General features: G+C 59.1%; 20 protein-coding genes and 1 other RNA gene. 4 read left to right on the plus strand and 17 right to left on the minus strand.

Annotation, left to right across the window (positions count from 1 at the left end; translation table 11 throughout):
* Window positions 1-6: 6 nt before the first annotated feature.
* From tolQ to ruvC, 9 genes are all read right to left on the minus strand, one after another.
* Window positions 7-726, minus strand: a complete 720-nt coding sequence (gene tolQ, locus QRN60_RS17865) for a protein TolQ (RefSeq protein WP_003497570.1) — start codon at window positions 724-726, stop codon at window positions 7-9.
* Window positions 727-987: 261 nt separating this feature from the next.
* Window positions 988-1,428 carry a tol-pal system-associated acyl-CoA thioesterase gene (gene ybgC, locus QRN60_RS17870; RefSeq protein ID WP_003506236.1) on the minus strand — a complete coding sequence of 147 codons (441 nt, stop codon included), beginning with the start codon at window positions 1,426-1,428 and terminating at the stop codon, window positions 988-990.
* Window positions 1,425-1,961: an NUDIX hydrolase gene (locus QRN60_RS17875; protein ID WP_003506234.1), complete on the minus strand. Its 537-nt coding sequence runs from the start codon at window positions 1,959-1,961 to the stop codon at window positions 1,425-1,427. The genes ybgC and QRN60_RS17875 overlap by 4 nt, the downstream gene beginning before the upstream one ends.
* A complete protein-coding gene (locus QRN60_RS17880) occupies window positions 1,958-2,482 on the minus strand; it encodes an NUDIX hydrolase (RefSeq protein ID WP_112295525.1) in 525 nt (174 codons plus the stop codon). Before QRN60_RS17880 ends, QRN60_RS17875 begins: the two co-directional genes overlap by 4 nt.
* The gene (locus tag QRN60_RS17885; RefSeq protein ID WP_112295524.1) at window positions 2,479-3,060 is read right to left on the minus strand and encodes a DinB family protein; all 582 of its coding nucleotides are present in this window, start codon (window positions 3,058-3,060) and stop codon (window positions 2,479-2,481) included. Before QRN60_RS17885 ends, QRN60_RS17880 begins: the two co-directional genes overlap by 4 nt.
* 36 nt (window positions 3,061-3,096) lie before the next feature.
* The gene (locus QRN60_RS17890) at window positions 3,097-3,315 is read right to left on the minus strand and encodes a hypervirulence associated TUDOR domain-containing protein (protein ID WP_077998660.1); all 219 of its coding nucleotides are present in this window, start codon (window positions 3,313-3,315) and stop codon (window positions 3,097-3,099) included.
* Between the two features lie 51 nt (window positions 3,316-3,366).
* Window positions 3,367-4,407, minus strand: a complete 1,041-nt coding sequence (gene ruvB / locus QRN60_RS17895; RefSeq protein WP_003506226.1) for a Holliday junction branch migration DNA helicase RuvB — start codon at window positions 4,405-4,407, stop codon at window positions 3,367-3,369.
* Window positions 4,408-4,533: 126 nt separating this feature from the next.
* The gene (gene ruvA / locus QRN60_RS17900; RefSeq protein WP_003506224.1) at window positions 4,534-5,151 is read right to left on the minus strand and encodes a Holliday junction branch migration protein RuvA; all 618 of its coding nucleotides are present in this window, start codon (window positions 5,149-5,151) and stop codon (window positions 4,534-4,536) included.
* Window positions 5,152-5,183: 32 nt separating this feature from the next.
* Window positions 5,184-5,696: a crossover junction endodeoxyribonuclease RuvC gene (gene ruvC / locus QRN60_RS17905; protein ID WP_020809619.1), complete on the minus strand. Its 513-nt coding sequence runs from the start codon at window positions 5,694-5,696 to the stop codon at window positions 5,184-5,186.
* A 247-nt stretch (window positions 5,697-5,943) separates the two neighbouring features.
* On the opposite strand from ruvC, the gene QRN60_RS17910 reads away from it, so the two are divergent.
* Window positions 5,944-8,253, plus strand: coding sequence for a methyl-accepting chemotaxis protein (locus QRN60_RS17910; protein ID WP_112295523.1), 2,310 nt, complete (start codon window positions 5,944-5,946; stop codon window positions 8,251-8,253).
* A 144-nt stretch (window positions 8,254-8,397) separates the two neighbouring features.
* Window positions 8,398-9,399: an LLM class flavin-dependent oxidoreductase gene (locus QRN60_RS17915; protein WP_129567106.1), complete on the plus strand. Its 1,002-nt coding sequence runs from the start codon at window positions 8,398-8,400 to the stop codon at window positions 9,397-9,399.
* A gap of 52 nt (window positions 9,400-9,451) precedes the next feature.
* Here QRN60_RS17915 and QRN60_RS17920 read toward each other — a convergent pair whose 3' ends face one another.
* Window positions 9,452-10,198: a YebC/PmpR family DNA-binding transcriptional regulator gene (locus QRN60_RS17920; RefSeq protein ID WP_003497595.1), complete on the minus strand. Its 747-nt coding sequence runs from the start codon at window positions 10,196-10,198 to the stop codon at window positions 9,452-9,454.
* Window positions 10,199-10,394: 196 nt separating this feature from the next.
* Between QRN60_RS17920 and QRN60_RS17925 the strand changes: the two genes are divergently transcribed.
* Window positions 10,395-10,898, plus strand: a complete 504-nt coding sequence (locus tag QRN60_RS17925; protein ID WP_003506216.1) for a pyridoxamine 5'-phosphate oxidase family protein — start codon at window positions 10,395-10,397, stop codon at window positions 10,896-10,898.
* A 38-nt stretch (window positions 10,899-10,936) separates the two neighbouring features.
* On the opposite strand, the gene QRN60_RS17930 is transcribed toward QRN60_RS17925, so the two are convergent.
* From QRN60_RS17930 to QRN60_RS17960, 7 genes are all read right to left on the minus strand, one after another.
* Window positions 10,937-11,779, minus strand: coding sequence for an MBL fold metallo-hydrolase (locus QRN60_RS17930; protein WP_112295521.1), 843 nt, complete (start codon window positions 11,777-11,779; stop codon window positions 10,937-10,939).
* Window positions 11,780-11,893: 114 nt separating this feature from the next.
* Window positions 11,894-12,718 carry a TIGR00282 family metallophosphoesterase gene (locus QRN60_RS17935; protein ID WP_003506212.1) on the minus strand — a complete coding sequence of 275 codons (825 nt, stop codon included), beginning with the start codon at window positions 12,716-12,718 and terminating at the stop codon, window positions 11,894-11,896.
* A gap of 72 nt (window positions 12,719-12,790) precedes the next feature.
* Window positions 12,791-13,408, minus strand: a complete 618-nt coding sequence (locus QRN60_RS17940) for a 5-formyltetrahydrofolate cyclo-ligase (protein WP_020809623.1) — start codon at window positions 13,406-13,408, stop codon at window positions 12,791-12,793.
* Window positions 13,408-14,670, minus strand: coding sequence for a hemolysin family protein (locus tag QRN60_RS17945; RefSeq protein WP_003506208.1), 1,263 nt, complete (start codon window positions 14,668-14,670; stop codon window positions 13,408-13,410). Before QRN60_RS17945 ends, QRN60_RS17940 begins: the two co-directional genes overlap by 1 nt.
* Before the next feature lie 229 nt (window positions 14,671-14,899).
* Window positions 14,900-15,058, minus strand: a non-coding RNA gene (ssrS, locus tag QRN60_RS17950) — 6S RNA.
* A 79-nt stretch (window positions 15,059-15,137) separates the two neighbouring features.
* On the minus strand, window positions 15,138-15,515 hold the full coding sequence (locus QRN60_RS17955; protein ID WP_003506206.1) for a cell division protein ZapA: 378 nt from the start codon (window positions 15,513-15,515) through the stop codon (window positions 15,138-15,140).
* A gap of 10 nt (window positions 15,516-15,525) precedes the next feature.
* Window positions 15,526-15,798 (minus strand): DUF4164 domain-containing protein, encoded by a 273-nt coding sequence (locus QRN60_RS17960; RefSeq protein ID WP_003511407.1) that lies wholly within the window; start codon window positions 15,796-15,798, stop codon window positions 15,526-15,528.
* Window positions 15,799-16,122: 324 nt separating this feature from the next.
* Between QRN60_RS17960 and tkt the strand changes: the two genes are divergently transcribed.
* A complete protein-coding gene (tkt, locus tag QRN60_RS17965; RefSeq protein WP_111834189.1) occupies window positions 16,123-18,105 on the plus strand; it encodes a transketolase in 1,983 nt (660 codons plus the stop codon).
* Window positions 18,106-18,125: the final 20 nt, after the last annotated feature.

An 18,125-nucleotide genomic window follows, 5' to 3' on the forward strand; every position in this document is an offset into this window, starting at 1 on the left:
GGCCGCTTACTGGGCGGCCTGCCGCGTCTGAAGTTTTTCATCGATCTGGCGCGACAGGATCGCGGAGAACTCGTCGGCAAAACCTTCCATGCGGGCGGAAAGCTTGTGCGCGTCGGCCGTGAACTTGTTGTAGGCGATAACTGCCGGAATAGCCGCAACAAGGCCGATGGCCGTTGCCAGAAGCGCTTCAGCGATACCCGGCGCCACGACCGCAAGGTTGGTGGACTTCGAACCGGCAATCGCCTGGAACGAGGTCATGATACCAACAACCGTACCGAAGAGACCGATGAAGGGACCAGCCGAACCGATGGTGGCGAGCGAACCAAGGCGCGCCTCGTATTGTTCGCCTTCACGCGCGATCGTCACATCCATCGCCCGGTCGATACGCATCTGCAGACCAATGGGCGAACGCGCGCCGCGCTCGAATGATTTTTTCCATTCCCGCATGGCGGAAACGAAAATTGCCGCAAGACCGCCATTCTGGCGTTCCGCCAGCGTGCGATAAAGCTCCTCGAGCGACTGGCCCGACCAGAAGACCTGTTCGAACTGGTCGAACTGGCGCTTTGCCTTGCCGAAGCTCACATATTTGTCGAAGACGATCGCCCACGTCCAGACCGAGGCGGCGATAAGTCCGATCATCACGAGCTTCACGATGAGGCCCGCCTGCATAAACAGCGCCCAGAGACTTACATCGTGCGTCGCCGCTGCCAAACCTGCCTGTTCCATAAATATCCAATCCCCGAATCCAAACGCCCGGTACGGGACCGGGCGATTCAAACGCGTGTTAACGCTCGAAGTCCTGCAGCCGCAGCCGCCAACCCCTTAGCCATACCCCGATACTTGCCAGTAAGCCTTACTTGCCAATAAATTTGGTGAAAGGAAGGCGTGCGCCGCACAAATGCCAGTTGCTAAAGTAAGACACCATTATGGTTAAAGGAGTGTTACAGCCGGGCCACGCCGGATGGATTTACTGGACGGAGCCGTCAATTACTTCAGGAATTTTTCGGCAACCGCCTCCGGAAGACGCCTCGGGCGGCCATTGGCATTGATGACGGCGATGATGACCTTGGCGGCGACCAGCAGGGTTTCGCCCCGCCGGATTTCCTGATTGAGCACCATTTTCGCGCCGCCGGCCTTTTCGGTGATGGTCGTGATCGTCAACACGTCATCCATCCGCGCCGGGCTTTTGAAATCAATCTCCATGCGATGCACGACGAAGACCAGCCCCTCCTCATCGGCGGTCAAAAGCGCGCTTTGTTCGCAGCCGAGGCAACGCAGGTAATCGGTGCGGCCGCGCTCGAGAAAATGCAGATAACGGGCGTGGTAAACGAGGCCGGAGAAATCCGTATCCTCATAATAGACCCGTTGCGTCAGGCGGTGGCCATGTTCGATCAGTTCACCCGAAAGCGAAACCACAAGCTCGCTCATACTATCTCCTTGAGAATTTCGGCAGCATCGGAACGACCTTCGCGGATGATAAGATGCTCATGCCGTTGAGGCAGCGCCTCGATACGCTCCGCGATGAAACGGGGCCTCAGATCGCTCTTCAAAAGCGCTGATGGCTGCGCGCGCAGCCAGCGGAACTCCACCTCGACGCCATCCAGCACCCGATGCACGATATCGTTTTCATGGAACGGCAGAGGCTGGCGAAGCGAAATAAGATAATAAAATCCCAGCTCATGCGCCGCATAATCGTCATAGGCGAAAAAATTTTCGGCCGACCAGAGGAGACGCTCGACCGAGCAATCCCGGTCAAGCTCCTCGCCGATCTCGCGGATGATGGTTTCCTCGGAGCTTTCGCCGATTTCGGCACGGCCGCCGGGCAAGGCCCAGTAGCTGTCCTTCGTGCCGCGCTGGACCAGAAGATGCTCATTCTGCAAGATCAGCGCCGCAACCCGCATGCTGAAAAGCTGCGGTTTCCGGTCCAGCCGGATCATGTGGCGTTCAGGCGCAGAGATCATTTATCGTCCAGATCGCCGTCATGCCAGACGAGGTGTCGTGTGGTCTTCGGCAGGTGTTCTATTTCGTCGGCGATGAAATAGGGCGGAATATCAAGCTCCGTCAATGCCTGCCGGGTTGCCGCAACCCAGCGGAACTCCAGTTCGTTATCGCCGTCCTGAATGCGGTGAATGATGTCAGTCGGATGAAAGGCCAGCGTTTCCGGCAGGTCCATCAGGTAATAAAACCCGAGTTCGTGCCAGTCCTTGCCCTCGTAGTGGAAAAAATTCTCGACCGCCCAGAGAAGACGTCCCACCTTGGCTTCGACGCCAAGCTCCTCGACCATTTCACGCGCCAGCGTTTCTTCGGAGCGTTCGCCCATTTCGGCACGGCCACCCGGAAAGGTCCAGAATTTTTCATGCGACGCCCGGTGCACCAGCACATGGCCATCACGAAACGCCAGTCCCGCGACACGCATCTGGAAAATGCGCTTCGGCTTGAACTTGATGCGGATGCGGGTGTCCTGCTTGGTATCGTGTGTCATGGTGCTGGCCTGCGGACTGGAAACATCAAATCGGTTTCCGTCCACCCTAACGCATCCATCTCGTCTTTTCTCGTCTTTGCATCATCTCCCACAATGAATTCATCCAGTTGCGGCGGCTTGACCGTGGTCCCTGATAACATCGCATGCGCCTGCCCGCGATGATGCGTCTGGTGCTGGAAGAGATGGGACAGAACATCGTCGCAGCGATCCCGCTGGATACGCCTGCCGCGGTGAATATTGACGTCGGCCGCAAGGCCGTCTTCGTCCAAACCATCGACAAATGCGATCAGCGCCTCGTCAAGCTCCATCTGAGCGGCTCGCAGATCCGACATGGTGGCGAAGGGCTCCTCTTCGGCAAAAGCGGCAAGGCCGAGCGTGCCGCCCTGGAGGGCATCGATATAAAACCGGTCGACGGTGTAGATGTGGTTCAGCGTCGCCCTGAGCGTGGGAAAGAAACTGACACGGGAAGCGACAAACGCCTCCTGCGAAAGCTGAAGACAGGCCTGATGCAGCCGGAAATTGGCCAGCCGGTTGTTGCGCGCGAGTTTGCGGAAAACCCGCAGCGGATCGTAAGGCATGAGGGTACCTCCCTTGACGCCAGAGGACGGCGTCGTTCAATCGACGTGTTCCAGCTCCGATCTGCTTTTCAGAACCTTCGCACCGTCTTCCTGTTCGATCAGATAGGCAGGCTCCTGCCTGCTCGCTTTCCGTTTTATTCTGGAGCCGGCAATGGTGCGTTCGACATCGTCAGTGAAAGTCTCGACGATTTTACCTTCACCGGTGCCACTGCCCCAGTTCCACCGGACCTTGGTACCCTTTCGATATCCAGACATGACCATCTCCGTGCCAAAGACGATCAAAGCCGGCAAGCCGGGATTGTTCCCTCAATCATCCTCAAGCGTCAGACGGAACTGCGCCGCCTCGATATCCTTGGGCGGCTGCATGCCCAGATGTTTCCAGGCTGTTGCAGTCAGAATGCGCCCGCGCGGTGTGCGCTGGATGAAACCCTGCTGGATCATATAGGGCTCGATGATGTCCTCGATCGCATCGCGCGGCTCCGAGAGGCCGGCGGCGATGGTTTCGATGCCAACAGGGCCGCCGCCGAAATTGACGGCGATCATGGTGAGATAACGCATGTCGAGCTGGTCGAGACCCATTTTGTCGACCAGCAGCCGCGTCAAAGCCTCGTCGGCGATCTCACGGGTGACGGCTTCCGCCCGCGCCACCTCGGCGAAATCACGCACGCGGCGCAATAGCCGGCCGGCGATACGCGGCGTGCCGCGCGCGCGCCTTGCCACCTCACGCGCGCCCTCATCGGTCATATTCAGCCCCATCAGCCGCGCGCCGCGCCGGACGATCAGTTCCAGCTCGTCAACGGTGTAGAAAGCCAACCGGACGGGAATGCCGAAACGATCACGCAGCGGCGTTGTCAAGAGGCCGAGGCGGGTGGTGGCGGCAACGAGGGTGAATTTGGAAAGATCGATCTTCACCGAGCGCGCCGCCGGCCCCTCGCCGATGATGAGATCGAGCTGGAAATCCTCCATGGCAGGATAAAGGATTTCTTCCACTGCCGGATTGAGGCGGTGGATTTCATCGATGAAGAGCACATCGCGCTCTTCCAGATTGGTGAGAAGTGCGGCGAGATCACCCGCCTTGGCGATGACAGGCCCGGAAGTGGATTTGAAGTTGACGCCAAGTTCCTTGGCCATGATCTGCGCCAGCGTGGTCTTGCCGAGGCCGGGCGGGCCGACGAACAGCACATGATCCAGCGCCTCGCCGCGGTTCTTGGCGGCCTCGATGAACACCTTGAGATTGGCACGGGCCTCCGCCTGGCCGGTAAAATCATCCAGCGACTGCGGGCGCAGCGTGGTGTCGATATCCTCGCCACGCTTTTCCGGGGTAATCAGTCTCTCCGCATCGCTCATTCAGGGCATTCCATTGTTCTAACCGAATTCATCAGGTGGTCGCCGCCCCTATATCACGACTATCGCATCAACGCGCTTCACGAAATTCAGGATAACCGGGGCTCCACGTCCGCATGCCAGGCGTCCTTACCGCGAAAGCTCCTTCAGCCCGAGGCGGATAAGCTTGGCGCTGTCGCCGCCCTCCCCGCCATTCTTCAGCGCGGCAGCAACCGCATTGGCGGCCTGGTCGCGCGAATAGCCGAGATTGGTGAGCGCGGAAACGGCATCCGCCACCGGCGCGGACGCAACGCCTTCACCAAGCTCCTGCTTGAGCCCGATCGAGGCGGAAGCCTCTCCCGCAAAGGCAGGCGCCTTGTTGCGAAGTTCGGTCACAAGACGCACCGCCACCTTCGGCCCAACGCCTGGTGCACGCGAAATCATCACCTTGTCCTGAAGCGCGATGGCATTGGCGAGTTCGGAGGGCGAAAGCGTGGAAAGGACGGCCAAGGCCACTTTCGAACCCACGCCCTGCACGCTCTGCAGCAGGTTGAACCATTCCCGCTCCAGTGCCGAAAGAAAACCGAAGAGCTTCAGCTGGTCTTCACGCACATAGGTTTCGATGAACAGCACCACCGCCTCCCCGACGGAGCCGATTTTCGACAGCGTGCGCGCCGAACAATAGGCGACGTAACAGACGCCGTGCACATCCACCAGCACATAGTCCGCGCCGATTTCCTCGATGCTGCCCTTCAGTTTTCCGATCATGATGCCGCCCGCTGCAATGAGACTTTAAATATTCAACCGGCCGCCAAAAGCCGCGCCATCCTGTCGCCGCCGCGATTATGCGCGTGGCAGATTGCGATGGCGAGAGCGTCCGCCGCATCGTTACCCTTGAATTCGGCCTTCGGCATCAGGATTTTCAGCATCATGTGAATTTGCTGCTTTTCGCCGTGCCCGACGCCGATGACGGCTTTTTTCACCGCATTCGGCGCATATTCAAACACCGGCAGTCCTGCCCGCGCCGGAACCAGCATGGCGATGCCGCGCGCCTGACCAAGTTTCAATGTTGCAACCGCATCCTTGTTCACGAAAGTCTGCTCCACCGCCGCCTCGTCGGGCTGGTAGCTGTGCACGACGTCAGCCAGCCCATCATGCAGCTGGCACAGCCGGGAGGCGAGATCCATATCGCCATCCGAGGTCACGGTACCGGAGGCGACAAACCGCAGGCTGTTGCCAAGGGTGTCGATGACACCCCATCCGGTGCGCCGCAATCCGGGGTCAATGCCGATGATTCGAATCGTCTTTTGCATGAGGCACCTTATCTTTCCGGCTGTGACCCTGCCAGCGATAAGTGAACAAAACGACAACATTGATCAAATTTGCAGTGCAGCATTTACCTCTGCTTAAACCGCGTACCGCATTGTTCTCCACAAAATCAAAAAAGGGGAGCTGCGGACATGATGATCCGCAGCACAATATGTTCGCCATATCAGCCGTCCAATGGCGCCATCCATGCATGGCGCGGGAACTGATCCGGCATTGAGGGCTGCATCGGCCATGCTGAACCGTTTTCATTCCATATCCACCAAAGTGCTCGCGATTTTCCTGGCGCTGATGGCGATCTCGACCGGGGCTCTGACACTTCTCGGCTATCAAAGCAGCAGCGGCGTTCTTGAGGAGCAGGCGTCGAGATCCATGGAGAGCATTCTGGTTTTCCGCGGCGATATGCTTCAGGAACGCCTTGAGCAGCTGAAAACGCAGGCGGATTCCATTGCCAAGATCGAATCCCTGCAGATGGCTGTTGTCTCCATGCGCAGCGGCTGGGCCACCGTGCAGAAAAACGCAGGCGACGCGAAGGCGGAACTGCAGCGCGTCTTCGTCAAGGAAAACCCCTTCGGCGAAAAGGAAAAGCTGATCAAGCCGGAAAGCCCCAGCGGCTTTTATTACTCCACCCATGAGAAGACCCAGACGGATATCGGCGCTTATATCAAGGGAACGCCGTTCAGCGATGTTCTCTTCATCGACCCCGCCGGTACGGTCTATTATTCCTATCTGAAGGGACCGGCCTTCGGGGAAACCGTCAAGGGCGGCACCTGGGCGGAAAGCGGCCTTGGTACGGCCTTCGCGCGCGGCGCGGCGAACGCCGAAAAGGCGGTCAACGACGTGGCGCAGACCAGTTTCTCCGGCCTGCGGATCGATGCGGCTACGAAAGAGGCTGGTATTTATTTCGGCGTTCCGGTTGTCAAATTCGGCGCGTTCAAGGGCATCGTCCTCTTCCAGGTCAAGGAAGGCGTTTTCAGCCAGATTCTGACGAAAGGCATCGCGGCGGGCAGTTCGGAACAATCCGCAATCATATCAGCCGATGGCAAGGTTATCGGTGTTGAGGGCGACAGGCTGGTCAGCCTTGACCCAGCCATCTACGATTTCCACGGCGAGGCCCTGAACGCGGCGGGCATGACCATTGCCAAGATCGACCGCGCGGATGGCGAAGCCAATGCCTATGCCCGCCCCTTCTCTTTCGCCGACGAAAAATATCTCGCGGTGGAAAGCATGCTGCGCAGCGAGTTGAACGCTGGCTCCATCTCGATTGCCGGCACGCTTGCCGTGATCGGCCTTTGCGTTCTGGCCGCCATGTGTGCAGCGACGGCCTTTTTCGCGCGGCGTCTCTTCGCCCCGCTGGAAAAGCTTGCCGGACTGACCGGCGAAGTGGCCGCAGGCCGTCTCGATGCGGAAATCGGCAATCAGGATCGAAAGGACGAGATCGGCCGCATGGCGCGTGCGCTCGGCAGTTTCCGTGAAAAACTTATCCTGCAGCGGGACATGGAAGAGACCGCATCACGCACACGGGAAGAAGCCGAAACAGCCCGGCGCGCGCATCTTGCGGAACGGGAGGCCGAGGCAGGCACCCTGCAAATGGTCGTGCAATCTCTGGATGAGGGGCTCGACCGGCTGGCGAATGGCAACCTCGCCTATCGTATCCAGACCGCTTTCCCCGACGATCTCGAAAGCCTGCGCCATAATTTCAACACGGCGCTTGCCCGGCTCAGCGAAACCATGCAGGCCATCGGCGGCAATTCCGCCGCCATTCGTGGCGGTTCCGAGGAAATGCGGGTGGGGGCCGACCAGCTCGCCGAACGTACCGAACGGCAGGCAGCCTCCATCACCGAAACGGCAAGCGCCATCAAGGCGATCACCGAAGCCGTCCGCGACCAGATCGAACGCGCCGAACAGGCAACGCGGATCGCCCGCGACGCCAGCACGGAGGCAACGGCATCCAGCCGCGTCATGGAGCAGACAATCGCCGCCATGGAGGCGATCCAGACCTCATCACGCCAGATCAACCAGATCATCGGCGTCATCGACGAAATCGCCTTCCAGACCAACCTTCTGGCGCTGAATGCCGGCGTGGAGGCGGCGCGAGCAGGCGACGCAGGCAAGGGTTTTGCGGTCGTGGCCCAGGAAGTGCGCGAACTGGCGCAGCGCTCGGCCGCCGCCGCAAAGGAAATCACCAGCCTGCTGAAGCGCTCCACCGACGAGGTTTCCTCGGGCGTGGTGCTGGTGGAAAAGGCAGGTGCTTCGCTGACCGGTATCGGCAAACACGTGCAGACCATCAGCACGCGTATCGAAGAGATCATGGAGTCTACCCGCGAGGAGGCGCACACGCTTTCGGAAATCAACAGTACCGTCTCCAGCCTCGACACCATGACCCAGCAGAACGCCGCCATGGTGGAAGAGACGACGGCCGCCATTCACAATCTCGCTTCCGAAGCGGGTGAAATGGACGGCAGGCTCGGACAGTTCGTATTGGCTCCGGAGAACGAGGCCGCGGGGCATCGCGAGGACAGGCAATTCAGGCGGGTGGGTTGAGACAGGCCAGCCGGCGAAATACCGGGGCCTCTTCGGAGGCCCCAATTTTTTTGAACCATCCTTCAATTCTGCGCGACTTCACTGGTAAATCGGGACACGCGCCTTACATCCGCAGCAAAGATTTAAATTTCGCAGGAGCGTCGGATGATACCTTTTTCCATTCTCGACCTTTCGCCGATCGGCGAAGGCGAGAGCGTCAGTCAGGCGCTTGAGAATTCCCGCCGAATGGCGATCAAGGCCGAAGAACACGGCTATAACCGCATCTGGCTGGCGGAACACCACGGCATGCCCGGCATTGCCAGCGCGGCAACGTCGCTCGTCATTGCCCATGTGGGCGCGACCACGAAACATATTCGCGTCGGTTCCGGCGGCATCATGTTGCCCAACCATTCCCCGCTCGTTATCGCCGAGCAGTTCGGCACGCTTGCAGCGCTCCTTCCCGGCCGCGTTGATCTCGGTCTAGGCCGCGCTCCGGGAACTGATATGCGCACAGCGCGAGCCCTGCGCCGCAATCTCGATGCCGGCGCGGAAAACTTCCCGCACGATATCGTCGAACTCCAGCGTTATCTTGGTCCGCCGCAGCCGGATCAGGCAATCCTTGCCGTACCGGGCATGAATTCCAACGTGCCGCTCTGGCTGCTCGGCTCCAGCACCTACAGCGCGCATCTCGCCGCAGCGCTTGGCCTGCCCTATTCCTTCGCTTCGCATTTCGCGCCCGATATGCTGATGGAAGCGATCCATATCTATCGCGAGCGCTTCCAGCCCTCTGAAGTGCTGGACAAGCCCTATGTGATGGTGGGCGTAATGGGTGTCGGCGCTGAGACGGATGAGGAGGCGCAGCATCTCTTCACCTCCTCGCAGCAGCAATTTGTCAACCTGCGCCGCAATGTGCGCACGCAGTTTCCGAAACCCGTGCACAGCATGGATGACTACTGGAACGAGATGGAGCGTTTCTCTGTCGAACACACGCTGCGTTTCGCCGCCGTCGGCTCGCCTGAGACGATCCAACGCCATCTCGATGGCTTCCTTGCGGAAACGCAGGCGGATGAGCTGATTGTCTCGATGCCGATCCATGACATCGAAAAGCGGCTGCGGTCGGTCGAGATTTTTGCCGATGTGCGAACCTCCATAAAGAAGGCCGCGTAAACAAAAGGCCCCGGAGCGGATCGCTGCCGGGGCTTTTTTGAAACATGAAACGTCAGGCGGAAAGCTTGGCGAGAATTTCTTCGGAAACCTCGAAGTTGGAATAGACGCTCTGCACGTCGTCATCGTCTTCGAGATTGTCGATGAGCTTCATCAGCGACTGCGCCTTTTCTTCATCCACCGGCACCGTATTCTGTGGCTTCCAGATGGCCTTGACGCTTTCGGCTTCGCCGAGCACGCCTTCCAGCGCCTTGGAAACCTCGTTCATCGCTTCGAAACCGCAGATGATGGTGTGGCCATCTTCGGAAGATTCGACATCGTCAGCGCCCGCTTCGATGGCCGCTTCCATGACCTTGTCGGCGTCGCCCACTTCCGCCTTGTAGGTGATTTCGCCTACGCGGTCGAAGGAGAAGGAGACCGAGCCGGTTTCGCCGAGTGCGCCACCAGCCTTGGTGAAGATGGAGCGTACGTTTGAGGCGGTGCGGTTGCGGTTGTCGGTCAGGGCCTCGACGACGACGGCGACGCCACCCGGGCCGTAACCCTCGTAACGGACCTCATCGTAGTTTTCGCTGTCTGCACCGGAAGCTTTCTTGATGGCGCGCTCAATATTGTCCTTCGGCATGGACTGGGCCTTGGCGTTCTGGATCGCCAGACGCAGGCGCGCGTTCATGTTCGGGTCGGGCATGCCCGCCTTTGCCGCAACGGTGATTTCACGCGCAAGCTTGGAAAACATTTTGGACCGTACGGAGTCCTGCTTGCCCTTGCGGTGCATGATGTTCTTGAACTGTGAATGACCAGCCATGGAAAACCTGATTGTCTTAATTTGGAGATTGCGGGCCTTATAAGTGCGATACGCCCGCCGTTCAACCCCGCAAGCGCTTTCTCTTGCCGCAACAACAGAAGGAACTGATTTATCCGCTCTTCGTTCTGATCATGAACGCGACGGAAGGGCACATGATTTCTCTCCATCGCAGCATCAGACCGGAAGGAGAAAACAAATGGTCAGCCTGACTGAAGCAAGAGAAGCCCCGGCCCGTCAGCTCTGGGACGAGATCAACTCCGTCCACGCCGGCATGCTCGGTCTTGAAGGCCTGCATAATCACATGCAGCCCATGGCACCTCACGCTGATCCCAAGACCAACACGATCTGGTTCTTCTCCAAAAAAGACACCGATCTGGTGAAGTCGCTGAAATCCGGTTCCCGGGCGCATTTCTGCGTCGTGGGGAAGGACCATGACTACCATGCCTGCCTTTCAGGCATTCTTGAAGTGCGCGACGACAAAACCAAGATCGAGGAATATTGGAATTCCGTCACGGCCGCCTGGTATGAACATGGCAAGAGCGATCCACAGCTGACAATGCTGGCGTTGCATGTCGACGATGCCGATATCTGGGCTTCGACGGACAGCACGCTTAAATTCGGCTGGGAAATCGCCAAGGCGAACATGTCGGATGACAAGACGCCAGATGTAGGCGTTCGCCAGCATCTCAACTTTGCCTGATCAACATCTCCTATGGCCTTTCCTCGCCCACCGCCATGTTACATGCCTTTCGGCACGAGTATCTGCGGCTGGCGGGGAAGATTTCTCATCGAAACCCGGATCACCGGGTCGGTCGCATGGGCAATGCGAAAACTTTCGCCAAACATTGTCAGAAACTGCTCCAGCGGCGGGCCGGTGCGGTGCATCGGCAGGATCAGCGCCGAGCGCAGGCGCTTGACCACCCGGCTCATGCTGTCAGCGCCCATGGTCAAGCCGCCATCCACCGGCACCATCAGCACATCCAGACGGCCGATCTCGGCATAATGCGTATCCGTCAACTCATGATGCAGATGGCCGAGATGACCGATGCACAGGCCCGCAACTTCGAAGATGAAGATGGAATTGCCGTTTTCCTGAAAGGATTCGTAATCGCCCCAGCGGTTGCGGATATCGGTTGCGACATTGCGAATATAGACATCGCCTACCAGAACCTTGTGTTCGGCCTTTTCTCCCGGCGTATCGCTCCAGCCATGCAGCACATATTGAATGGCAGGGTCCGGACTAAGGGTGAAGTGGGTCGAATGCGCCCGGTTCATTGTTACTACCGTCGGCATGACCGGCGGGCGATAGACGCCGTTATAGTCCGTGGCGATCGTTACCCCGCCTGGGCTTTCGATCAGATAGGTGGAATGGCCGATGAAGCTGATCTTCACCTCTTCCTTCGCCGCCGCCTGAGCCAGCTGAACACCCGGCGGACTGAAGCTCGCAAACATGACGCCGGGAATTTTGCTGGCGATCGCCTGGCATTGACTGACGGGCGGGCGGCTTTCCGTCTGGGAGAAGGCCGCTCCCGATGAGGCGATCAGCCCCGATATTGCAAGCATTAGCACGCGCAGCATCATGCCACTCCCTGAACTTGCGAAGGTTGGGAGGATGGGGCAGGTTTTGCGGAGCGTCCAGTTACAAGAGTGCAGGAAGGCCCACACTCTCGTCATTGTGAACGCTTCAGGGAGAGATTACGCCCAGAAGGAGGGCAGGGTTTCGGAGAGCCGGGGACCGATGCGCAGCGGCGCGATCTTTTCTGCAAGCCCGGTGCGGTCGGAGATTTCGACGCCGACGCCGCAGATCGTCGCAGGTCCGCTGGCAGCCTCGAAACGGCCCTTCGGCATTTTGGAAATGAAGCGGTTGATCGGCTCTTCCTTTTCCATTCCGAGCGAACTGTCATAATCGCCGCACATGCCGGCATCCGACATATAGGCCGTGCCGCCATTAAGGATCTGCGCATCCGCCGTCGGGACATGGGTGTGGGTGCCGACAACGAAGCTCGCGCGGCCATCCACAAAATGGCCGAAACACTGTTTTTCACTCGTCGCTTCCGCATGGAAATCGAAGATGATGGCGTCGGCCTGTTCCTTCAGCGGGCAGGCGGCAAGAATGTTTTCCGCAGACTTGAAGGGATCGTCCAGTTCCGGATGCATGAAGACCCGCCCCATGATGTTGGCGACCAATATGCGTGCGCCGTTGCGGGCATAAAAAAGGCCCGAGCCCTTGCCCGGCGTACCGTCAGGATAATTGGCGGGCCGCAGGAACTGGTCGTGGCGCTCGCAGAAGGAAACCGCTTCCTTCTGGTCCCAGACATGGTTGCCGGTCGTGACAACATCGGCGCCGGCATTGATGGTCTCGAGATAGATATCTTCGGTGATGCCGAAGCCGCCGGCGGCGTTTTCACCGTTGACGATCACAAAATCGAGCTTCAGATCGGAAATCAGCCCCGGCAATCGTTCCCAGACAGCAGTGCGTCCGGTCTTGCCAACCATATCTCCGAGAAAAAGAAGCCTCATTCACCCGCCCCGATCTTGCGCATGTTTCTATATTTCGTCCCCTCTAGCGGGTAATCCATCTTTTAAAAAGTGCTAAAGCGCCTTTTGCCCACTATCGGAGATCGACAACGGAGCGGAAAACCAGCGCAGGCCGCTTTCCGTCAGAATGGCGTGAAGCGACATATCATGCGGCTCCGCCGGTACGAATGGCACTTCCTGACAATCAAAGGCGACGCCGATGAGAACTGGCTGTTTGCCCATCGCGTGTAACCGCGCAATGGCGCGGTCATAATGGCCCGCGCCATAACCGACCCGCTGCCCGCGCCCATCGAAGACCGAGAGAGGCACGAGCAGAATATCCGGATCGACAACCTCCGCATCCTCGCCCGGGCCAGTCGTGCCGAAGCCGGTCTTCACCAGCGGCGTATCCGCCTCGAAGCGACGGAAGACGATGGTTTCACGATCCAGCACAACGGGAAGAACGAGACGCCCGCCCCTTGTCCGCAATGCTTCCATCAGCGGCCGTGTATCGGCCTCGGAGCGGATAGGCATGAAGCCGGAAATCACGGTGCCACGCGCAAAGGCAATGTCGGAGGCGCCATGGGCCGTTATAGACTGGCTCTTCTGCTGCCGCTCCGTCAGCGTCAGCGCATCGCGCGCGGCGAGCCTTTCGCCGCGCAGCCTCGCTTTTTCGGCAACATCGCCGGGCATCAGGCAGCCCGGCTCACGAGAACCTTGTCGATGCGGTGGCCGTCGAGGTCGATGACTTCAAAACGCCAGCCGTTGCGGGTCACATGTTCGCCCAGTTCCGGCAGGCGACGGAACTCGTCCAGAACCAGACCGGCAACGGTTTCGAACTCGGCATCCTCGTCGATCTTGAAGCCCATGCGATAAGCGAACTCATCGGCGGGCATCCAGCCGGCGACGAGGAACGAACCGTCCTCGCGCTCGACTATGGCCGGCTCCTCGTCATTATCTTCCTGGAAGGCGCCGGTTATGGCCTCCAGAACGTCGCCAGAGCTGACGATACCTTCGAAATGGCCATATTCGTCGTAGACCAGTACCATGTGTACGGTGGAGCGACGCAGCGACTGGATGACGTCCACAGCGCTCGTCAGATCCGACACGACAGGAACTTCGCGCAGAAGCTCGCGAATGTTGAGCTCCTTGCCGGAGGCCAGCGCATCGAAGGCATCCTTGGCGAAAAGCACGCCGAGAATTTCATCCGAAGCACCGTTGCGTACCGGAAGGCGCGAACGCTGCGTCTGGCGAAGCTGCTCTCGGATTTCCTCGGCGCTGTCTTCGATATCGACCACTTCGACATCACGACGCGGCGTCATCAGGCCACGCGCATTGCGGTCGGCAAGGCGCATGACGCTGGTGATCATCGCCGATTCCTCGGTCTCGATCACACCGGCGCTATGGGCTTCGGCCAGAACCGTGCGGATTTCATCATCGGTGACCGATGCGTTGGACTCACCGCTGTGGCCGAGAAGGGCAAGAACCGTCTTGCCCGACTTGTCGAGCAGCCATACCAGCGGCGCGCCGACCTTGGACAGCAGCATCATGGTGGGTGCGACGCGGGCAGCGACCTTTTCGGGATCGCGCAGCGCAATCTGCTTGGGCACAAGTTCGCCGACGATCAGCGACAGATAGGTAATGGCGACGACCACCGAGCCGACGCCAAGCGCATCGGCGGCACGGTCGGGAACACCCTGTTCCAGAAGCCACGCCGTAAAGCGGGCACCGAGCGTGGCACCGGAAAAAGCGCCGGAAAGGACGCCGACCAGCGTGATGCCGATCTGCACTGTGGAAAGAAAGCGTCCGGGATTTTCGGAAAGGCCGAGCGCCATGGTGGCGCCCTTGCTGCCTTGCGCGGCAAGCACCTTGAGCCTCGCCGGTCTGGAGGAGACAACGGCAAGCTCGGACATGGCAAGCACACCGTTCAATACGGTGAGCAGGACCACGATCATAATTTCAGTAAACAAGTTTAGCTCTTTGGGCTGTTGAACGGCACGTCGCGGTTTTGGCCGCAGCGCCCTTTTTTAAAGGGCATGACAGACATACCAATCCGAATAATAGGGAATTGTTCCGCCATTGCAATGACGGCAATATAAAAAAGCCGCGTCCGGCAGTTATGAAAAATCACTGTCGAATATATCAAGGATATGGTGAAGCATCGGGGTTGATCCGAAACTTCAAGCGCGATCCACGGCGACCGATGGAGATTTACGATCCTGGGTGCCTACAAAAGTAGGTGGGCGCCGTGTGTCCAGTCCCACGGGACTGGCCAGGGACAGCTCCCTTTGGATCGAGTATGGCCCCAGGGATTGTGGTTCCTGTCGGGAAGCGCAGAACGCATCCAAGATATAGGACGGATCGGGGGAAACCACCAGAGGGCACCGAGCGAAATTTTGCCGCCTCAGAACTCTTTGCGCAGTCAATGCGCCGCGGGCTTCGGCCGCGCCAGTAGTTTTTCGGTAATGCCGTTCAACCGGTCGGCCAGATCGCCGATGGCGAGCGCCACCACTTCATCCGATTTCGCCCTGTGCTCGGCCATGCCGTCACGGTTGCGGGAAAGGGATGCGACCTCTCCTTCCAGCTTCTCGATCTTGCGGTTGAGTTCGGAAAGCTCGTCCATCACCATGATGCCGGCCATGACGGTCAGGCGAAGGTCGCCTATTTCACCGAACTGGCTCTTGAGGTGCCCGACATACCGGTCGAACCTGGTTGCGAGATCGGTCAGATGGTCTTCCTGCCCTGCCTCGCACGCCATGCGATAGGCCTTGCCGTCGATCATAACTGTGACTTGCGCCATGAACCCGCTCCTATCGATCCAGCACCGCGCGGATCGTCTCCATGGCCGTTACCAGCCGGCGGGAAACCTCGCGGTTGACTTCTTCAAGACGATTGGCGCGAAATTCGGCCTGATCCAGCTCATGTGCGAGCCTTGCGCGGTCGACATGGACCCGCTTGACCTCATTATCGATCTCGCCCGTCTCCCTTTGCCGTTCGATACGCATATCGATGGCATTTTCGAGATTTGTGATGGCAGCGCTCAGCTCCGTCACCGCAGATTGTACGGTCTTCTCAGCCGACATCGTTTTTTCCAACTCGCAAGTAACCGGCCGAATCGTCCGGTTTCAGGCCTTTTCAACATTCAGGAGGTTATTACCCGATTTATCATCCCGTCAATCAAACCAGTGCATTGAAGCGTTTTGCTCTGTGGATGAACGAGGAGGCGCCGACACATATCGCACGAATTTTCTTTGGGCACCCGATTTTCTAAACGATTTTTATCCTTGAGAGAACCGCAATTGCCCGTGGATTTATTGACTTGCCTGCCTCACCTGCTATGGATCAACCCGCTTTTTGGATAGTTGCGTAAAACTATCTCCTTTCACCCGGAAACAGACGGAAAAGCCATGATTTCTCGCGACAAACACAACCGGATGGCAAACGCGATCCGCTTTCTTGCCATGGATGCAGTGGAGAAGGCCAATTCAGGCCACCCCGGTCTGCCGATGGGCGCCGCTGATGTCGCCACCGTTCTTTTCACCCGTTACCTGAAATTCGATCCCAAGGCGCCGCTCTGGGCTGACCGCGACCGCTTCGTGCTGTCGGCAGGCCATGGTTCGATGCTGCTTTACTCGCTGCTCTATCTGACGGGCTACGAGGACATGACGATCGACGAGATCAAGCGTTTCCGTCAGTTCGGCTCCAAGACCGCCGGCCATCCCGAATATGGCCATGCGACCGGCATCGAAACGACCACCGGCCCGCTCGGCCAGGGCATCGCCAACGCCGTCGGCATGGCTATTGCCGAACGCAAGCTGGAAGAGGAATTCGGCTCCGACCTGCAGAGCCACTTCACCTATGTGCTGTGCGGCGACGGCTGCCTCATGGAAGGCATCAGCCACGAAGCCATCGCGCTTGCCGGCCACCTGAAGCTCAACAAGCTCGTTCTGTTCTGGGATGACAACAACATCACCATCGACGGTGAAGTTGGCCTCTCCGACAGCACCGACCAGATCGCCCGCTTCCAGGCCGTTCACTGGAACACCATCCGCGTCGATGGCCATGATCCGGATGCGATTGCTGCCGCCATCGAGGCCGCGCAGAAATCCGACCGCCCGACCTTCATCGCCTGCAAGACCGTCATCGGTTTCGGCGCGCCCAACAAGCAGGGCACCCACAAGGTACACGGCAACCCGCTCGGCGCCGAAGAAATCGCCGCTGCGCGCAAGAGCCTCAACTGGGAAGCCGAAGCTTTCGTCATTCCGGAAGATGTGCTCGATGCATGGCGTCTCGCCGGCCTGCGCTCCACCAAGACCCGTCAGGACTGGGAAGCCCGTCTCGAGGCCGCTGAAGCCGGCAAAAAGGCCGAGTTCAAGCGCCGCTTCGCCGGCGATCTGCCCGGCAATTTCGACAGTTCGATCGATGCCTTCAAGAAGAAGATCATCGAGAACAACCCGACTGTCGCCACCCGCAAGGCTTCTGAAGACTCGCTTGAAGTCATCAACGGCATCCTGCCGGAAATGGTCGGCGGCTCGGCTGACCTGACGCCGTCCAACAACACCAAGACCAGCCAGATGAAGTCCATCACCCCGACGGATTTCTCCGGCCGTTATCTGCATTACGGCATCCGCGAGCACGGCATGGCGGCCGCGATGAACGGCATCGCGCTCCATGGCGGTCTCATCCCCTATGCCGGCGGCTTCCTGATCTTCTCGGACTATTGCCGTCCGTCGATCCGCCTTGCCGCCCTGATGGGCATCCGCGTCGTTCACGTTCTGACGCATGATTCCATCGGCGTCGGCGAAGACGGCCCGACCCACCAGCCGGTGGAGCAGATTGCAGCGCTGCGCGCCATTCCGAACCTCCTCGTTTTCCGCCCGGCGGATGAAACCGAGACGGCGGAATGCTGGCAGCTGGCGCTTGAGCAGAAGCATCGTCCGTCTGCCCTGGCACTCACCCGCCAGAACCTCGCACCCTCGCGCAAGGAATATGAAGAGAAGAACCTTTCCGCTTACGGCGCTTACGAACTCGTATCCGCCAGCGACGCCAAGGTTTCGATCTTCGCATCCGGTTCGGAAGTCGAAGTGGCGCTCAAGGCCGCTGCAACGCTGAAGGACAACGGCGTTTCCGTCCGCGTCGTTTCCGTTCCCTGCTTCGAGCTCTTCAAGGAACAGCCGGAAACCTATCGTAACGCCATCATCGGCAAGGCTCCGGTCAAGATCGCGATCGAAGCCGCCATTCGTCAGGGCTGGGACTATTTCATCGGTAACGATGGCGCTTTCGTCGGCATGCATTCCTTCGGAGCATCTGCCCCGGCGAAGGATCTCTTCAAGCACTTCGGCATCACGGCGGAAGCCGTCGTCGCCGCAGTCGAGGCAAAACTTGCGTGAGGGCTTCCCAAGCCCTCTCA

Source organism: Agrobacterium sp. CFBP2214, assembly GCF_030209895.1.
Taxonomy (GTDB): Bacteria; Pseudomonadota; Alphaproteobacteria; order Rhizobiales; family Rhizobiaceae; genus Agrobacterium; species Agrobacterium radiobacter.